This is a genomic window from Streptomyces canus, from assembly GCF_041435015.1.
GTDB lineage: Bacteria > Actinomycetota > Actinomycetes > Streptomycetales > Streptomycetaceae > Streptomyces > Streptomyces canus_G.
This window is the reverse complement of sequence record NZ_CP107989.1, coordinates 7,460,825-7,477,647: the sequence shown is the minus strand read 5'-3', so window position 1 is coordinate 7,477,647 and position 16,823 is coordinate 7,460,825. Positions and strand designations below refer to the sequence as shown.

Annotated in this window: 15 protein-coding genes; 8 read left to right on the top strand and 7 right to left on the bottom strand. The window is 72.0% G+C overall.

The window, feature by feature from the left end:
• Positions 1–23: 23 nt before the first annotated feature.
• From OG841_RS34160 to OG841_RS34150, 3 genes are read left to right on the top strand one after another with little or no spacing between them, the layout of a single operon-like run.
• Positions 24–1,058 carry an AAA family ATPase gene (locus OG841_RS34160; protein WP_306982765.1) on the top strand — a complete coding sequence of 345 codons (1,035 nt, stop codon included), beginning with the start codon at positions 24–26 and terminating at the stop codon, positions 1,056–1,058.
• On the top strand, positions 1,058–2,425 hold the full coding sequence (locus OG841_RS34155) for a DUF58 domain-containing protein (RefSeq protein WP_328637870.1): 1,368 nt from the start codon (positions 1,058–1,060) through the stop codon (positions 2,423–2,425). Before OG841_RS34160 ends, OG841_RS34155 begins: the two co-directional genes overlap by 1 nt.
• Complete coding sequence (locus OG841_RS34150; RefSeq protein ID WP_328637871.1) at positions 2,425–4,836, top strand: transglutaminase TgpA family protein; 2,412 nt, start codon at positions 2,425–2,427, stop codon at positions 4,834–4,836. Before OG841_RS34155 ends, OG841_RS34150 begins: the two co-directional genes overlap by 1 nt.
• Positions 4,837–5,044: 208 nt before the next feature.
• On the opposite strand, the gene OG841_RS34145 is transcribed toward OG841_RS34150, so the two are convergent.
• From OG841_RS34145 to OG841_RS34135, 3 genes are all read right to left on the bottom strand, one after another.
• Entirely contained in the window at positions 5,045–5,440 is a 396-nt protein-coding gene (locus OG841_RS34145; protein ID WP_371567962.1) for a DUF3040 domain-containing protein, read from the bottom strand.
• A gap of 276 nt (positions 5,441–5,716) precedes the next feature.
• Positions 5,717–6,487 (bottom strand): methyltransferase, encoded by a 771-nt coding sequence (locus tag OG841_RS34140; protein ID WP_328637872.1) that lies wholly within the window; start codon positions 6,485–6,487, stop codon positions 5,717–5,719.
• 270 nt (positions 6,488–6,757) lie between these two features.
• The gene (locus tag OG841_RS34135) at positions 6,758–7,333 is read right to left on the bottom strand and encodes an SAV_6107 family HEPN domain-containing protein (protein ID WP_328637873.1); all 576 of its coding nucleotides are present in this window, start codon (positions 7,331–7,333) and stop codon (positions 6,758–6,760) included.
• Between the two features lie 180 nt (positions 7,334–7,513).
• Between OG841_RS34135 and OG841_RS34130 the strand changes: the two genes are divergently transcribed.
• From OG841_RS34130 to OG841_RS34110, 5 genes are all read left to right on the top strand, one after another.
• Positions 7,514–8,272 carry an ATP-binding cassette domain-containing protein gene (locus OG841_RS34130; RefSeq protein ID WP_371567958.1) on the top strand — a complete coding sequence of 253 codons (759 nt, stop codon included), beginning with the start codon at positions 7,514–7,516 and terminating at the stop codon, positions 8,270–8,272.
• Positions 8,244–10,328: a YhgE/Pip family protein gene (locus OG841_RS34125; protein WP_371567955.1), complete on the top strand. Its 2,085-nt coding sequence runs from the start codon at positions 8,244–8,246 to the stop codon at positions 10,326–10,328. The genes OG841_RS34130 and OG841_RS34125 overlap by 29 nt, the downstream gene beginning before the upstream one ends.
• Before the next feature lie 47 nt (positions 10,329–10,375).
• A complete protein-coding gene (locus tag OG841_RS34120) occupies positions 10,376–11,008 on the top strand; it encodes a TetR/AcrR family transcriptional regulator (protein WP_328637876.1) in 633 nt (210 codons plus the stop codon).
• A gap of 385 nt (positions 11,009–11,393) precedes the next feature.
• Positions 11,394–12,008, top strand: coding sequence for a DUF4126 domain-containing protein (locus OG841_RS34115; RefSeq protein WP_328637877.1), 615 nt, complete (start codon positions 11,394–11,396; stop codon positions 12,006–12,008).
• 87 nt (positions 12,009–12,095) lie between these two features.
• Positions 12,096–13,598: a phytoene desaturase family protein gene (locus OG841_RS34110; protein WP_328637878.1), complete on the top strand. Its 1,503-nt coding sequence runs from the start codon at positions 12,096–12,098 to the stop codon at positions 13,596–13,598.
• A gap of 15 nt (positions 13,599–13,613) precedes the next feature.
• Here the strand turns inward: OG841_RS34110 and OG841_RS34105 are convergent, their stop codons facing one another.
• The 4 genes from OG841_RS34105 to OG841_RS34090 all read right to left on the bottom strand — a co-directional run bounded on the left by OG841_RS34105 (position 13,614) and on the right by OG841_RS34090 (position 16,797).
• Positions 13,614–14,576: an SCO2102 family sporulation regulator gene (locus tag OG841_RS34105; protein WP_328637879.1), complete on the bottom strand. Its 963-nt coding sequence runs from the start codon at positions 14,574–14,576 to the stop codon at positions 13,614–13,616.
• A gap of 56 nt (positions 14,577–14,632) precedes the next feature.
• Positions 14,633–15,556 carry a methylenetetrahydrofolate reductase [NAD(P)H] gene (gene metF / locus OG841_RS34100; RefSeq protein WP_371567949.1) on the bottom strand — a complete coding sequence of 308 codons (924 nt, stop codon included), beginning with the start codon at positions 15,554–15,556 and terminating at the stop codon, positions 14,633–14,635.
• Between the two features lie 123 nt (positions 15,557–15,679).
• On the bottom strand, positions 15,680–16,330 hold the full coding sequence (gene thiE / locus OG841_RS34095; protein ID WP_328637881.1) for a thiamine phosphate synthase: 651 nt from the start codon (positions 16,328–16,330) through the stop codon (positions 15,680–15,682).
• 95 nt (positions 16,331–16,425) lie between these two features.
• Entirely contained in the window at positions 16,426–16,797 is a 372-nt protein-coding gene (locus OG841_RS34090; RefSeq protein ID WP_328637882.1) for an Rv2175c family DNA-binding protein, read from the bottom strand.
• Positions 16,798–16,823 lie beyond the last annotated feature (26 nt).

The following is a 16,823-nucleotide window of genomic DNA, read 5'->3' as shown; positions in this document are numbered from 1 at the left end:
AAGTACGGGCCGAGGAGGGCCGGGTGACCACCTATGACGATCGAGCGAGCCTCACTGATCTGACCGCCGTCGTGGAGCGGGTACGCAGTTCGGTGGAGGGCGTGATCGAGGGGAAGCCCGAGGTCGTTCGGCTTTCGCTGACCGTGCTGCTCGCCGAGGGACATCTTCTGATCGAGGATGTCCCCGGCGTCGGCAAGACCATGCTGGCCAAGGCGCTGGCGCGGTCCATCGACTGCTCGGTGCGCCGCATCCAGTTCACGCCCGATCTGCTGCCCTCGGACATCACGGGTGTGTCCATCTGGGATCAGCAGCGCCGGGACTTCGAGTTCAAACCGGGTGCGATCTTCGCGCAGATAGTGATCGGCGACGAGATCAACCGCGCCTCGCCGAAGACCCAGTCGGCGCTTCTGGAGTCGATGGAGGAGCGCCAGGTCACCATCGACGGGCAGACCTACGAGCTGCCCAGTCCCTTCATGGTGGTGGCCACGCAGAACCCGGTCGAGATGGAGGGCACGTATCCGCTGCCGGAGGCCCAGCGCGACCGTTTCATGGCCCGGGTCTCCATCGGCTACCCCAGCGCGGACGCCGAGCTGCAGATGCTCGACATCCACGGCGGCGTGAACCCGCTGGACGACCTCCAGCCGGTGGCGCACGCACACGACATCGTGAAACTGGTCGAGGCCGTCCGCGGCGTCCACGTCGCCGAAACGGTCCGGCGGTACGCGGTGGACCTGGTCTCCGCCACCCGCACCCACCCCGATCTCAGACTCGGCGCGTCCCCGCGCGCGACGCTGCACCTGCTGCGCGCCGCCAAGGCCTCCGCCGCCCTCAGCGGCCGTGAGTTCGCGCTGCCGGACGACGTCCAGGCGCTCGCCGTGGCGGTCCTCGCCCACCGTCTGCTGCCCACTGCCCAGGCCCAGCTGAACCGGCGCACCGCGGAACAGGTCGTGCAGGAGATCCTCCAGCGCACCCCGGTTCCCGCCGCGCCCCAGCAGGGCGGCCTCGGGATCGGCCGCACCGCACCCGCGTATCCGCAGCAGCCGCCGCGGAGCCTGTGATGTCCACCGGGGTGCCCTCGGCCGACGGCCCCGAGGCCGACCGGGGCGACAAGGGCGGGGTGCGTACCGCGCTGGCGGGTCTGACCACCCGGGGCCGCTCCTTCTTCGCCGCCGGCATCGCCGCGGCCGTCTGCGCCTACGTCCTCGGCCAGAGCGACCTGCTGCGGGTCGGTCTGATGCTGGCCGTGCTGCCCCTGGTCTGCACCACCGTGCTCTACCGCACCCGCTACCGGGTCGCGGGCAGCCGAAGGCTCTCCCCCGCGCGCGTGCCCGCCGGCAGCGAGGCCCGCGTCCATCTGCGGATGGACAACGTCTCGCGGCTGCCCACCGGCCTGCTGATGCTCCAGGACCGGGTCCCCTACGTCCTCGGCCCGCGCCCCCGCTTCGTGCTCGACCGCGTCGAGCCGGGCGGCCGCCGCGAGGTGTCCTACCGGGTCCGCTCCGACCTGCGGGGCCGCTACCCGCTCGGCCCGCTCCAGCTGCGCCTGACCGACCCGTTCGGCATGTGCGAACTGACCCGCTCCTTCTCGACGTACGACACCCTGACCGTCATCCCGCGCGTGGAGGCGCTGCCGCCGGTACGGCTGAACGGCGAGGCGAAGGGGTACGGCGACGGACGGCAGCGCTCGCTCGCCCTGGCCGGCGAGGACGACGCCATCCCGCGCGGCTACCGCTACGGCGACGACCTGCGCCGGGTGCACTGGCGTTCCACCGCCCGATACGGCGAGCTGATGGTCCGCCGCGAGGAACAGCCCCAGCGCGCCCGCTGCACGGTGCTCCTGGACACTCGAGGCCTCGCCTACGCGGGCGCGGGCCCGGACTCGGCCTTCGAGTGGGCCGTCTCGGGCGCCGCCTCCGTCCTGGTCCACATGCTCGAACGGGGCTTCTCCGTAAGGCTGTTGACGGACACCGGCAACTCCGTGCCCGGCGAGGGCGCCGACGGCTTCGCGGGCGCCAGCCAGGGGACGGCGGACGCGGCCGGGCTGATGATGGACACGCTCGCGGTGATCGACCACTCCGACGACACCGGCCTGTCGCGCGCGTACGACGTGCTGCGCAGGGGGAACGAAGGACTGCTGGTGGCCTTCTTCGGCGACCTCGACGAGGAGCAGGCCACGGTGGTCGCCAAGATGCGGCAGCGCAGCGGGGGCGCGCTCGCCTTCGTGCTGGACAGCGAGAGCTGGGTGCGGGAACCGACCGACGTGCCCGGGGCGGTGCAGGAGCGCCAGGAGCGGCTGCGGATGCTGCGCGAGGCGGGCTGGACGGCACTGGGTGTGCCGCGGGGCGCCTCGCTGGAGGAGCTGTGGCGCCTCGCGGACCGCGAGCGCACGGGCGTCGGCGTGGCCGGCGCCGGGGAGGGACCGTGATGAGCGGGCGGGCACGAGTGGCGCTGTGCGCGTGGGCGGCCACGCTCATGGCCGCGTGCGCCCTGCTCCCGCTGGTCGAGCCGGTCACCTGGATCGTGCAGGCCGCCTTCCTGCTCGGAGTGCAGACGGTCGTGGGCGCGGTGACCCGGCGGATCCCGCTGGCCCGTCCTCTGACGGTGGCGGCGCAGACCCTCGTCACGCTGGTCATGCTGACCCTGATCTTCGCCCGGGACCAGGCCCTCTTCGGGCTGATCCCCGGCCCGGGCGCCTTCGTGCACTTCGGGGACCTGCTCCAGCAGGGCGGCGACGACATCTCGCGCTACGCGATCCCGGCGCCGCTGGCGTCCCAGGGCATCAAGCTGATGGTCTTCGGCGGTGTCCTGGTCATCGGACTCGTGGTGGACATCCTCGCGGTGACCTTCCGCAGCGCGGCCCCTGCGGGCCTGCCGCTGCTCGCGCTGTACTCCGTCGCCGCGGGACTGTCCGAAGGCCACGGCGGCTGGTTCTGGTTCCTGGTCGCGGCGGCCGGCTATCTCCTGCTGCTTCTGGCCGAGGGGCGCGAGCGGCTCTCCCAGTGGGGCCGCGTCTTCGGCGGGGCCGCGCGCGGACCGGGCGCGGACCCCGGGCCGGTGGCGCCGGTGCGCACCGGCCGGCGGATCGGCGTGGCGAGCCTCGGCATCGCCCTCGTGGTATCGGCCGCTCTGCCCTCGATGAACGGCGGCCTCCTGGACGCCACCGGGGCGGGCGTGGGCACCGGAAACGGCAACGGCGGCACCATCTCCGCGGTGAACCCGCTGCTCACCCTGCGCGACAGCCTGAACGTGGACGAGGACCGCCAGGTCCTGTCCGTGCGGACCGGGAGCAACACCGACATCTCCAACCTGTACCTGCGGATCGTCTCCCTGGACGAGTTCGACGGCCGGACCTGGAAGCCGTCCAAGCGGCCCATCAAGGCCGTACCGGACGACTTCCCGACCCCGGTCGGCCTCGGCGGCGACGTCAAACGCACGGAGGTGGAGACGAACATCGCGGCGGCGAACTGGTACGCGCAGGACTACCTGCCGATGCCGTACCCGCCGAGCGGCGTGAAGATCAAGGGCAGCTGGCGCTACGAGCCCGAGGGAATGGCGCTCGTCGGCGACCACGGGCAGAACACGCGCGGGCTGACGTACCAGGTGAACAGCCTGGACGTGCAGCCGACGGCAGAGCAGCTCGCGTCGGCGCCGACCGCGCCCGCTGCCATCGAGCGCGACTACACCGAGCTGCCCGACTCGGTGCCGTCGGTGGTGGCCAAGACCGCCCGCGAGGTCACCGCGGGCGCGAAGAACCCCTATGAGCAGGCGGTCGCGCTCCAGGACTACTTCGCGGTGACCGGCGGTTTCGAGTACGACACCAAGGTGGAGGTCGGCGACGGACCGAACGCGATCGCCAACTTCCTGCGGGACAAGCAGGGCTTCTGCGTGCACTTCTCCTTCGCCATGGCGGCGATGGCCCGCTCCCTGGGCATTCCGGCCCGGGTCGCGGTGGGCTTCGCGCCCGGCACCCCGCAGGCGGACGGCTCGATCTCGGTGGGGCTCAAGGACGCCCACGCCTGGCCCGAGCTGTACTTCGAGGGGGTGGGCTGGACCCGCTTCGAGCCCACCCCGACCCGGGGCACGGTGCCCTCGTACACCGTCCCGGACGCCACCGGCGATCTGACCCCCGACGTGCCGAGGCCGTCCGCGGGTTCCTCCACGGAGCCGTCGGCCTCCCCGTCGGCGAGCGAGAGCTGCTCGGCCCAGCTGCGCAAGCTGGAGGCGTGCGACAGCGCGTCGCCCGCGGCCGCGGCGTCCGGGGACGGTGGCGGCCCCTGGTGGGCCGTACAGGGCCAGTGGTGGTACCTGAAGCTGCTGTTCTGGGTGTTCGTGGGGCTGGTCGGGCTGTCGATCCCCTTGGCGCCGATGCTGTGGCGGCTGCGCACCCGTTCGGTACGTCTGCGCGGGCACGGCCGCAGCGACGCGGATGCCGCCGCGCACGCCCTGGCGGCCTGGCAGGAGCTGACCGACACGGCGTGGGACTTCGGGATCCTGCCGGACGACTCGCAGACGCCGCGGAAGGCGGCGGCGCGGATCGTACGGCTCGGGCATCTCGATCCGGTGGCCGCGGCCTCGGTGCACCGGGTGGCGGACGCCGTGGAGCAGGTGCTCTACGCCCCGCGCCCCCGGCCGACGGCGGGCCTCGCCCAGGATGTCCACCGGGTGATCGGCGGACTGCGCGGCTCGGTCGGCCGGGTCACGCGGGCGCGCGCGCTGATCGCCCCCCGTTCCACCGCGCGGGTGGTGTGGGCGGCGTCGGAGTGGTGGGCCGGGGTCAGGGCACGTGCGGCGGCGATCCGGCCGACCCTGCGCAAACCGTTCGGTCAGCAAGGCTGAAAAACGCCGCACGCTGAGGGCGGAACGACGGTGGCCCGGGCCTTCCCAAGGCCCGGGCCACCGTGTTGTGAGGGGTGGGAGTGTCCTGCGGAGACGGGGGGTGACGTCCTGAGGACATACGCGCACTTGAGGACATACGTGAGGGGGTGAGCACCCGGCTGGGTGCTCACCCCCTCAGAACGTCTGTGGGAGCGGCTCGGCGGGCCGGCTACTGGCCGCCATGTTCGTCTCGTCGCCGCTGCCAGCGCTGCTCGATCCGATCCATCATCGAGCGCTTCTGGCGTCCCTGGCGACGGGCATGCGGGGCGCCCGCGGCGGGCTGCTCGCCCGGCTTGGGGGCCTTGCGCCAGCCGGTCACGGCGAGTACCGCGCAACCCAGCATGACGAGGAAGCCCACCACGCTGAGCCACACCTGCTTGGCGACCATACCGGCCATGAGGAGCGCGATACCTACGAGGAAGCCGGCAACTGCCTGGTAGACCCGCCGCCGGGTGTACGTACGCAGCCCGCTTCCCTCGAGCGCCGACGCGAACTTGGGATCTTCGGCGTACAGCGCTCGCTCCATCTGCTCGAGCATGCGCTGCTCGTGCTCCGAGAGCGGCACGGAGTCCTCCTCATCGTGCAGTCGCCGGGGCGACTCGGGGGGTCCCTTCAGGATAGGCAGGGAATCGCCCCCGTGAAACCCGCCCCTCTGCGCCAATTGGCCAACCGGATTCCGCCATGAACGCTCCGGCTGCTGAATCTTGTCATTCCCCAGCGGCCGTCCCGTCATGCCGGGCGGTCTCCCTCGATCATACGGCGCTGCGCGGGCGATCGGGGGGCCTGTGGCGTACTCCATGTGCCATCAAGTACCTGATCAGCACTCCGGCACAGTGGCGGCTCAGGCCTCGGCGGCCTCCCGGGTCTCGCCGAGCACATGGAGCTGCGTGGCCACGGAGTGGAAGGCGGGGAGTTCGGCCGCCGCCTCCTCCAGCTTCAGCAGGGCTTCCAGGGCGCCGGGCTCGGTGTCCACGAGCACGCCGGGGACGAGGTCGGCGAAGACCCGCACGCCGTGCACCGCGCCCACGGTGAGGCCCGCGCCCTCGACGAGCGCGGTGAGCTGTTCGGCGGTGAAGCGGCGCGGCACGGGATCGCCGTCGCCCCAGCGGCCGTTCGGGTCGTCGAGTGCCTGCCTGGCCTCCTTGAAGTGGCCGGCCAGGGCCCGGGCGAGCACGGCGCCGCCGAGACCGGCGGCGAGCAGACTGAGGACGCCCTCGGGGCGCAGGGCGGCCACGACGTTGCGCATGCCCTCGGCCGGGTCGTCCACGTACTCCAGGACGCCGTGGCAGAGCACCACGTCGTAGCCGCCGCGCTCGGCCACGTCGAAGAGGCCGTGGGCGTCGCCCTGGACGCCTCGCACCCGGTCGGCGACTCCGGCCTCGGCCGCGCGGCGCTCCAGGGCGAACAGCGCGTTGGGGCTGGGGTCGACGACGGTGACCTGGTGGCCGAGGCGGGCGACGGGCACGGCGAAGTTGCCGCTGCCGCCTCCGGTGTCGAGGACGTCCAGCGCCTGACGTCCCGTGGCCTTGACCCGGCGGTCGAGGGCGTCCTGGAGGACCTCCCAGACCACGGCGGTACGGAGAGAGGCGCGGGGTCGCATCGGGTCCGACACGGCAGTTGACTCCTCGGCGCGGCACCGCCCGTTGCACGGCGGAGCGATCGGGGCGCCTTCCCGGCCGGGGGCGTGGACGGGGAGGCTTCAGGCGCTCCCCACCCTATTGCCTCCACCGCCGCGCCCAGTCATCCCGGTGCCACGGCCAGGGACCCGTCCCGCCCCACGGGGCGGCGGAAATCGCGGGCGGCCGGGGCGGGTTCCGGGCCGGTACGAGAAGAGGCTTGGCGGGACGGTCGGCGGAGGTCAGGCACCAGGAACACGCCGCGCTCAGCCCGCGTCCGGAAAGTCGCGGTCGCGGTCGGTGTGGCCGCCGCCCCCCTCGGGCCGGTCCGCGTCCTGGCGTGGTTGGGGCAGGACGGGCTGGAGCACCAGCATCCGCTCGACGAGGCGCAGGAACATCGCCACGTCGCGTATGAGGTCGTCCGCGTCCCGGCGGCTGGCCGCCCCCTGGATGCCGGCCTCGGCCCGGGCCCGGCGCCGGGCCCCGGAGGCGAACAGCGCGCTCCACTCGGTGAGCTCGGGCGCTATCTCGGGGAGCACTTCCCAGGCGCTCCGGATCTTGGCGCGACGTCGGGGCGTGGGCTCCGGACGCCCCCGCGCGGCGAGCACGGCGGCCGCGGTGCGCAGGGCGGCGAGATGCGCCGTCGCATAGCGCTCGTTCGACGTCTCCAGCGCCGAGGCCTCGTCGAGGCCGGCGCGGGCCTGGGCGAGCAGGTCGAGGGCGGCGGGCGGGGCCGTCGCCCGGCGCAGCACGGGGTGTACGTCGCTCGCCGGGCCGGTCAGTGAGGGGGCAGGGCCGGTGGCGCGGCGCCGACGGGCGGCGGCTGCGTGATAGCTGGCCATGACGAACCTCCTGTCGTCTGGTTGACGGCACATCCCGCTACGGAGTGCCGTATGTGCTCATCGTGAGGTATGCCACTGACAATCCGTTCTGACCTGGGCTTTTGCTTCGATCGAAGGTTCGGGTTAGTTTTTGCACTGACCAGTCAGTTCAAAAAGTTCTCGATTCAAGAAGATCAGGGGGTGGCCGTGGACGGAATCGCTGTCACGGCCCAAGGCTTCGGGCTCAAGGGGCCTCGCGGCTGGGCGTTCCGCGGAGTCGAGCTCACCGCGGAGCCCGGCGCGTTGATCGCCCTGGAGGGGCCCTCGGGGTCCGGTCGTACGAGCCTGCTGCTCGCGCTCACCGGACGGATGAAGGCCACCGAGGGGACGGCGACCGTGGGCGGGGCGCGGCTGCCGAAGCAGTTGGCGGCGGTGCGCCGGCTCAGCGCACCGGCGAACGTCGCCGGGGTCACCGACCTCGACCCGGCCCTGACCGTCGCGGAGCATGTGCGTGAACGGGCGCTGCTGCAGCGCCGGTTCGGCGACTCGGTGCGCGCGCTGCTGCGGCCGCGCGAGGAGCGCAGGTCCGAGGCGAAACGGAGGATCGACACCGCGCTGACGGCCGCCGGGCTCGACCGGGAAGCGCTGCCCAAGGGCGCGCGCACGGCCGTACGCGATCTGGAACGCCTGGAGGCCCTGCGGCTGTCGATCGCCCTGGCCCTGATCGGCCGCCCGCGGCTGCTCGCCGTCGACGACCTGGACCTGAAGCTGTCGGACACCGAGCGGACCGAGGCCTGGACGCTGCTGCGGTCCCTCGCCGCGGCCGGCACGACGGTCCTGGCGGTGTGCAGCGAGGCCCCGAAGGACGCCGTGACGGTGTCCACGCGACCTGAACCGCAAGAGGACACGCAAACCCGGAAGGAGACGGCCGATGCGCTCGCCGAAACTGGCCGCGCTTGAGCTGCGCCGCTTCGGCAGGGGGAAGCTGCCGCGCGCCGCCCTGGTGGCGCTGCTCGTGCTGCCGCTGCTGTACGGCGCCCTGTATCTGTGGTCCTTCTGGGACCCGTACGGCCGCCTGGACCGCATCCCCGTCGCCCTCGTGAACGACGACAGGGGCGCCACCGCCGACGGCGCAAAACTCACCGCGGGCGACGACCTCACCAAGGGGTTGCGCGAGAGCGACACCTTCGACTGGCACCAGGTGAGCGCCGCCGAGGCACGTGAGGGTGTCGAGAACGGCACCTACTACCTGTCGCTGACCATGCCGACCGACTTCAGCAAGAGGATCGCCTCCAGTGCGGGGAACTCCCCCGAGACCGGCGCCCTCCAGGTCCGTACGAACGACTCGAACAACTACATCGTCGGGCAGATCTCACGGACGGTCTTCGCCGAGGTGCGCCGGGCGGCGTCCACGAAGGCGTCGCGGTCCTTCCTGGACCGGATCTTCATCTCCTTCTCCGACATCCACGGCGCCACGGTGAAGGCCGCCGACGGGGCCGACGACCTGGAGGGCGGCATCGGCAAGGCGGAGAAGGGATCCGAGGACCTCGCCACGGGCCTGAAGGCCGCCAGGGCGGGCAGCGGGAAGCTCTCCGACGGGCTGGCGAAGCTCGACACGGGCTCGGGCGACCTCGCGGACGGCGCACAGCAGGTCGCCGGCGGGACCCAAAGCCTCGCCGACAAGGTCAACGGGGTCGCGGACAAGGTGGGCCCCTTCCTCGAAGGCAACGAGAAGACCATCGGCGACACCGCCCGGCTCGTCGCCGACTCCGCCGGGGCCGTCCGCCACAACCTGGACACCCTGGTGAGGACCGCCCCGGCGGCCGCCGAGGGAGCGCACAAGGCCGCCGCCACCCTGAACGCCGTCTATAAGGCGCGCTGCACGGACCCGGTGCTGCCGGACCCCGCCTGCGCCGACCTGAAGAAGGCCGAGCAGGCTGCCGCCGACGTGGCGAGGGTCGCCGACGACGTCAACGCTCTCGTCGCCGACCAGAACGGCGATCTGAAGAAGCTCGACAGCCGGCTCGCCACGCTCCAGCAGCAGGCCCGAGCGCTCGCCGACCGGGCGCCCCGCCTCTCGGAGGACCTGGACGACGCCGTAGCGAAGATCAACCAGCTGAACCAGGGCGCAGGCAAGGTCGCCGCGGGCGCCAGGACGCTCCACTCCGGCCTCGGCACCGCGAGGTCCGGCGCACAGGACCTGGACGAGGGCGTCGGCCGGCTCAAGACCGGGGCCGACGACCTGAGCGGCGGGATGTACAAGCTCGCCGACGGCTCCGAGAAGCTCTCCGACGGGCTGCACGACGGCGCCTCGCAGATCCCCGACTACGACAAGAAGGACCGCGACCGGCGCACCGACGTGATGGCGGATCCGGTCCAACTGGTCTCCAGGGACCTGCACAAGGCGCCGAACTACGGCACCGGGTTCGCCCCGTACTTCATCCCGCTCTCCCTGTGGGTGGGCGCGATGGTGGCGTACATGCTGATCACACCGATGAACCGGCGTGCGCTCGCCGCCGGTGCCGCGGCCTGGCGGATCGCGCTGGCCGGGTGGCTGCCCGTGGCGGCGATCGGAGTGCTGCAGACCGTGGCGCTGATGTCGGTGCTGCACTGGGCGATCGGCCTGCAGATGGCGCGGGCGGCCGGGACCGTGGGATTCCTCTTCCTGGTGACGGCCTGCTTCGCGGCGATCGTCCAATGGCTGAACGCACGCTTCGGAGCGGCGGGCCGGATCCTCGTCCTGGCTCTCCTGATGCTCCAGCTGACGTCCGCGGGCGGCACCTACCCCGTCCAGACCAGCCCGGGCTTCTTCAACGCGATCCACCCCTTCCTGCCGATGAGCTACGTCGTGGAGGCCCTCAGGAGGCTCATCACGGGCGGCGGTCTCACTCCGGTGTGGCACGCGTGCGTGGTGCTCCTCGCCTTCACCGCCGGCGCCCTCGCGCTGACCGCCCTGTCGGCCCGCCGCCGGCAGGTGTGGACGCTGGACCGGCTGCACCCGGAGCTGACCCTGTGAACTCTTCCGCGACCTCAGGGGCGGTCTCACCTGTGAGAATCAGGAGCATGGAAAGCAGCAGCGCCCCGGCGGGCGTCAGCACCCGCCGCGAGGCCACCCGGCAGAAGCTTTACGAGGCGGCCGTCACGCTCATCGCCGAGCAGGGCTTCTCCGCCACCACGGTCGACGAGATCGCCGAGCGGGCCGGAGTCGCGAAGGGCACGGTCTACTACAACTTCGCGAGCAAGTCCGTCCTCTTCGAGGAACTGCTGCGGCACGGCGTGGGCCTTCTCACCGCCTCGTTGAGGGAGGCGGCGGAATCGACGGCACGCGCGGGCGGCGGCAAGGTGGACGCCCTGGACGCGATGGTCCGGGCCGGTCTCGTCTTCATCGACCGCTACCCGGCCTTCACACAGCTGTACGTGGCCGAGCTGTGGCGCACCAACCGGGCCTGGCAGTCCACGCTCATGGTGGTCCGTCAGCAGGCCGTGGCGGTCGTGGAGGGCGTCCTGCGCGAGGGCGTGGAGAACGGCGAGTTCAGCGACGAGATCGACGTACCGCTGACCGCCTCCGCCCTGGTCGGCATGGTCCTGGTGGCCGCCCTGGACTGGCAGTCCTTCCAACCGGAGCGCTCTCTGGACGACGTGCACGCCGCTCTGTCGCGGCTGTTGCAGGGGCGGGTGAGCGGGCGCAAGGGGTGACACGAGGCGGACAGGCGAAAGCGCCGGTCCGCTGTGGCCGCGTCCCCCGCGGGCCACCTCGAACCGGCGCCTTCCCTTGCTCCCCCGATTTCCCCCGTGCCCCCCGTTGGGCCCCCGTTCGGTCGTTCCCCCGCTTTCCCGGGTTCCCCCGTGCCTCGCTCCCGCCGACCTCGGCCGGCGGAAGGAGCGGATCCGGGGCGGCTCCGTTCCGGCGCCCCGTGTCGCCGGTGCCGGAGCCGTTCCCCTTCGCCGTGGCTCCACTCTCTCGTTCGAGCAGGTCGGGGCCCATCCGCGCGCGTACTCATCTCACGCCCTAGGTACGGATACTCAGTTCTGCGCACTCAACCCCAGACCGCCCCGCAGCCGACTGGTTACGATCGCGTCCGTGTCCGTACTCCCTCTGGTGTTCACCAGCGGCTGGGCCAGCGGCGTCAACGCCTACGCGGTGGTGCTGCTGCTCGGCGTGTTCGGTACGACGGGGCTGAGCGACGACGTCCCCGAGACCCTGCAGCGCCCTGAAGTCCTCGTCACGGCGGGCGTGCTGTTCCTGTGCGAGGCGGTGGCCGACAAGATCCCGTACGTCGACTCGGCCTGGGACTCGGTCCACACCGTGATCCGTCCCGTGGCCGGCGCCTGGGTCGGCGCGCTGCTCGCAGGTCAGAGCGGTTCGCTCTCCGATGTGGCGGCGGGCCTGATCGGCGGTTCGACGGCTCTGGCCAGCCACACGGTCAAGGCGGGCACGCGCATGGCGGTCAACTCCTCGCCCGAGCCCTTCAGCAACGTGATCGTGAGCCTGGCAGAGGATCTCGGGGTCGGCGGCATCGTCACCTTCGCGATGTTCCACCCGGAGGCGGCCGCGGTCATCGCGGGCGTACTGCTGCTGGCCGGCCTGCTGACGCTCTACTTCCTGATCTCCCGCATCCGAAGATTCCGACGCCGCAGGGCCCAACGCCGGGAGGAGAAAAGCCTCGTGGCACGCATCGGACGACCGCCCGGCTGACGGCCGGCCACGGTGTGCCGCAGGTCCTCGTCGGCAAGCCGGCCGCCCGCGGGCGGAGTGTCAGTGGCGGCCGATAAAGTCGCAGGCATGGCACGGATTGCGGTGATCGGCGCTGGGATGGGCGCGATGGCGGCCGCTGCCCGGCTGGCCGTCGCGGGCCACCGGGTGGCGGTGTACGAGCGTACGGAGACGTACGGCGGGGCGGTGCGCCGGGTCGAGCGGGACGGGTTCGGGTTCGACACCGGGCCGGGGCTGCTCACCCTCCCCGCGGTCTACCGCGATCTGTTCATCAAGACCGGCAAGGAGCCGCTGGAGTCGGTCGTCGAGCTGGTCCAGGTCGATCCGTCGTCGCGGCACATCTTCACGGACGGCACCGAGGTGTCCCTGCCGAACGCCTCGCGGGCGGGAGTGGTCGCCGCGCTGGAGGAGGCCCTCGGCGCGGGCGCGGGCGACCGCTGGGGTGACTTCCTCATCCGGGCCCGCGAGGCCTGGGACCGCACCCGCAGGCCGCTCCTGGAGGAGCCCCTGTGGCCCAACTGGCAGGTGCTGCAGCGCGAGCCCTACCCCGGGGTGCCGCACAAACGGCTGCTGCGCACCCGACAGGCCCGCACGCTGTACGAGATCGGCGCCTGGGAACTGCGGGACCCGCGGCTCGCGGCCCTGCTGTACGGCCATGCGCTCGCCCACGGCGTCGACCCCGGGAGCGCGCCGGCGAGCGCGGCCGTCCTGCCGTACATGGAGCACGCCTTCGGGACCTGGTACGTCCGGGGCGGCATGCGGGAGTTGGCGCGGGCGGTGTACGAGCGGTGCGTCCGGCGCAAGGTCGAGTTCCACTTCGGCGCCGAGGTGACGAGCGTCCTGGAGAAGGACGGTCGCGCGGCAGGTCTGGAGCTGTCCGACGGGGCGGTCGTGGAGGCGGACACCGTCGTCGGAGCAGGACCCTGGCGACTGCGCGGGCTCGTACCGGGTCGTGAGCTCTACGGCGCGAAGGACGTCCTTCCCGACGCCGAGGACCTGCACCCGGGCCGGGTCGTGGTGTGCCTCGCCCTGCGCGGAGGGCGGGAGCCGGACGCCGTGCACCGCACGGTGGTGTACAGCCCCGATCCGGAGGGCGAGTTGGGCCTCTTCTCGCACGGGGAGACGCCCGACCTCACGGTGCGGATCGACCGGCCGGACGACCCTGCCCTGCGCCCCGACGCGGACCACGAGTCCGTGGTGCTGACGGCGACCGTGCCCTGCGGCCTCGGGTACGACTGGGCCACTCCGGGAGTCGTCGAGGCCTTCGCGGACCGCGTGGTCGCCGCCGCCGAGCGGGCGGTGCCGGGCCTGCGCGAGCGGATCCTCTGGCGCGAGGTACGCACGCCCGTGCACACCGAGCGGGAGACAGGAGCCCTGGGCGGCGCCGTGCCCCCGCCCTCGCTGGCCGGCGGGGAAGGCACGCTGCACCCGTCCAACAGCACGGCGATACCTGGCCTGTTCACGGCCGGCGGCTGGTCACACCCCGGCGGCGGCCTCCCCCATGCGGGCATGTCGGGCTCACTGGTGGCCGGACTGATCGTGGAGGGACCGGAGTTCCGCGGTTCTCAGTGACGGAGCCGCCCCGCGTCAGAAGCGGTACTGCTCGTCGTACCCCTGGCCCTGGTTCTGCTGCTGGCCCTGGTCGCTGTTGTCCTGGTAGTAGCCCTGCTCCTGCGGGAGTTCGCCGCCGTAGGACTCGTCGGTGCGCTGCTGCGGCACCCACACCCCGCCGGCCGGGGTCTCGCCGCCGTATGTCCCGCCGTACTGGTCGTAGCCCTGCTGGGCGAACTGCTGCTGGCCCCCGTAGGAGGCGTCGTACGAGCCCGCGCCATAGGTCTGGGTGCCGATGTACGGGTCGGAGTAGGCGGCGTACTGCTGCTGTCCGGCCTGGTCGTAGCCGTACTGCTGCTGGTCGTAGCCGGAGTAGCCGTCGTAGCCGTACGTCTGGTCGGCGGCGGCCGTCGCGTACTGGTCCTGGGTCTGGCCCGTGGACGCGTAGGACTGGTCACCGGCGTAGGAGGAGTCGTTGTATATGCCGTAGGAGCCGGTGTCGTCCGGCAGGGGCTGCGGCTCGTAAACCGAGGTGGTCTCGGCGGCCGTCGGCGCGGCGGAGCGAGCGGGCGTGAAGACGTCGTCGCGGTCGTAGTCGTCGTGGCCGTAGCCGGAGGTGTCCGGCCGGCCCTGGTCGTACCCGGCCTCGTCGCCGTGGGCCGCGTCGCCTGCCTCCGGGTCGGAGACGTCCAGGCCGCGCTCACGACGGCTCTTCTTGCCGCCGGTCAGACCGCCCAGCGCGGCCGGCGGGTTGACCGCCCAGCCCTGCTCGAAGCCACGGCGGAACGACAGCGTGACGTAGGTCTGGCCGACCGCGAAGGCGATCGCGCCCAGCCCGATGACGACCACCGACGGCATCAGCACGCCGAGGACCACACCGAGGAAGCCGACGAAGGCGAGCAGCCGCCAGCGCAGCCGCGCCTTGTACTGCAGCAGCACCTCGCCGAGCAGCCACAGCGCGACGATTCCGAACGCGATGTAGAGGACCGTCCAGCCCATGTACGCCCCTCTCCCAGTGACCGCTACGCAGTGTGTCGTATATCCGTGCGGCCGGTCTAGGCCTGCGGTGGATGGTGCAGACCCAGGTTTTCGTAGATTTCCAGCGTCGCCGTGGAGTTGTTGAGCGTGATGAAGTGCAGTCCGGGCACTCCCTCGGACAGCAGCCGAGCACAGAACTCCGTGGCGAACTCGATTCCGATCGAGCGTACAGCGGTCGGATCGTCCTTTGCTGTGAGGATCCGCTCTTTCAGGACGGAGGGGATGATCGCATTACTGAGCTGTGGTAGCCGCTCCAGCATCCGCACGCTGGTCACGGGCATGATCTCGGGAATGACGGGGGTCGCGCAGCCCGCCGCGTGGACTCGGTCACGCAGCCGCAGATAGGACTCCGGCTGGAAGAACATCTGGGTGATGGCGTAGTCGGCCCCTGCGCGGCACTTGTCGACGAAGCGTGTGACGTCGGAGTCCCAGTCGGCGGAGCGCGGGTGCATCTCCGGGAAGGCCGCGACGCCGACGCAGAAGTCGCCCGACTCCTTGATGAGCCGGACGAGTTCGGCGGCATAGGTCAGGCCCTGCGGGTGCGCCACCCACTCGGCCATCGGGTCGCCGGGCGGGTCGCCGCGCACGGCCAGGATGTTGCGGATTCCGGCGTCGGCGTATTGGCCGATGATGTTGCGCAGTTCCGCGACGGAGTGGTCGACCGCGGTGAGGTGGGCGACCGGGGTCAGGGTGGTGTCCGCGACGATCTGCTGGGTCTCCTTGACGGTGCCCGCGCGGGTGGAGCCCCCGGCGCCGTAGGTCACGGAGACGAAGTCCGGGGCGACCGCCTCGACCCTCCTGAGCGCGCTCCACAGGTTCCGCTCACCCTTGGGGGTCTTCGGCGCCGAGAACTCGAAGGAGTACGTCGTCTTGCCCGCGGCGAGCATGTCACGCACCGTGCGCGCGCGGTCCGTCCTGGTGGATGCGGTTCCTAGGGCCATACCCGCAGGTTAGCCAGGGGGCAGCGGTCGCCCAACCGGATCACGGAAATTTGCCCGCTTTGTCGACTTGTTGTCCACCCCTCGGACACCGGGCCGATCATGCGACCGACGCATACCGGCCCCTCACGCAGTGTCACTCAACCGCTTCGCGAACTCCGCGGCGGCCGCGCCCGGGTCGTCCGCCTCGGTGATCGCCCGGACGACCACGACCCGGCGGGCACCGGCCTCCAGGACCTCGTCGAGGTTGCCGAGGTCGATGCCGCCGATGGCGAACCAGGGGCGGTCGGTGCCGAGGGCTGCGGTGTACCGGACCAGGTCGAGGCCGGGGGCGTACCGGCCGGGCTTGGTGGGGGTCGGCCAGCAGGGGCCGGTGCAGAAGTAGTCCACGCCGTCCTGGACCGCGGCCGCGGCGGCCTCCGCCTCGGCGTGCGTGGAGCGGCCTATGAGGATGTCGTCGCCGAGGATCGCGCGGGCGGCGGGGACGGGCAGGTCGCCCTGCCCGAGGTGCAGCACATCGGCGCCCGCCGCGTGGGCGACGTCGGCCCGGTCGTTGACCGCGAGAAGCCTGCCGTGCCGCGCGCAGGCGTCGGCGAAGACCTGGAGATGCTCCAGTTCCTCGGCCGCCTCCATGCCCTTGTCCCGCAGCTGCACGATGTCGACGCCCCCGGCCAGGACCGCGTCCAGGAACTCGGCGAGATCCCCCTGGCGCTTGCGGGCGTCCGTGCAGAGGTAGACGCGGGCGCCGGCGAGCCGGCCACGGGTGGTGTCGGGCATGCGTGAGTCTCCCCCGGGGTTCGGTGGCGTACGGGCCGTGCCGGACCGTGGCCGTGGCCTCGGCGGTCACGGCCCGTACGCCGGTGTGGTTCGGATCAGACGGCGAGCGCCTGGGCCCGGCGCTTCACCTCCGTGCCGCGATTCTCGCTCAGGGCCTGCGCGGGGGTGCCGGGCAGGCTCTCGTCGGGCGTGAAGAGCCACTCCAGCATCTCTTCGTCGGTGAAGCCGTCGTCCCTCAGGAGCGTCAGGGTCCCGGCCAGGCCCTTGACGACCTTCTGCTCGACCCCGTCGATGAAGGCGGCGGGGACGTGCAGCGCGCGGTTCTCACCACGGCGTACGGCGATGAGCTGGCCGTCCTTGACCAGCTGCCGCACACGCGTCACCTCGACATCGAGCAACTCTGCGATGTCGGGGAGGGTGAGCCAGGCGGGGACGAGAGCATCGATCTTTGCGTCAATCTCGGTCACGGGATTAAGCGTGCCATCCCGCACTG

Coding starts and splice junctions, on each gene's coding strand:
- OG841_RS34155 (WP_328637870.1), top strand. CDS start 1,058: ATGTCCACCGGGGTGCCCTCGGCCGACGGCCCCGAGGCCGACCGGGGC.
- OG841_RS34150 (WP_328637871.1), top strand. CDS start 2,425: ATGAGCGGGCGGGCACGAGTGGCGCTGTGCGCGTGGGCGGCCACGCTC.
- OG841_RS34135 (WP_328637873.1), bottom strand. CDS start 7,333: ATGGCCAGCTATCACGCAGCCGCCGCCCGTCGGCGCCGCGCCACCGGC.
- OG841_RS34125 (WP_371567955.1), top strand. CDS start 8,244: ATGCGCTCGCCGAAACTGGCCGCGCTTGAGCTGCGCCGCTTCGGCAGG.
- OG841_RS34120 (WP_328637876.1), top strand. CDS start 10,376: ATGGAAAGCAGCAGCGCCCCGGCGGGCGTCAGCACCCGCCGCGAGGCC.
- OG841_RS34110 (WP_328637878.1), top strand. CDS start 12,096: ATGGCACGGATTGCGGTGATCGGCGCTGGGATGGGCGCGATGGCGGCC.
- OG841_RS34105 (WP_328637879.1), bottom strand. CDS start 14,576: ATGGGCTGGACGGTCCTCTACATCGCGTTCGGAATCGTCGCGCTGTGG.
- metF (WP_371567949.1), bottom strand. CDS start 15,556: ATGGCCCTAGGAACCGCATCCACCAGGACGGACCGCGCGCGCACGGTG.
- thiE (WP_328637881.1), bottom strand. CDS start 16,330: ATGCCCGACACCACCCGTGGCCGGCTCGCCGGCGCCCGCGTCTACCTC.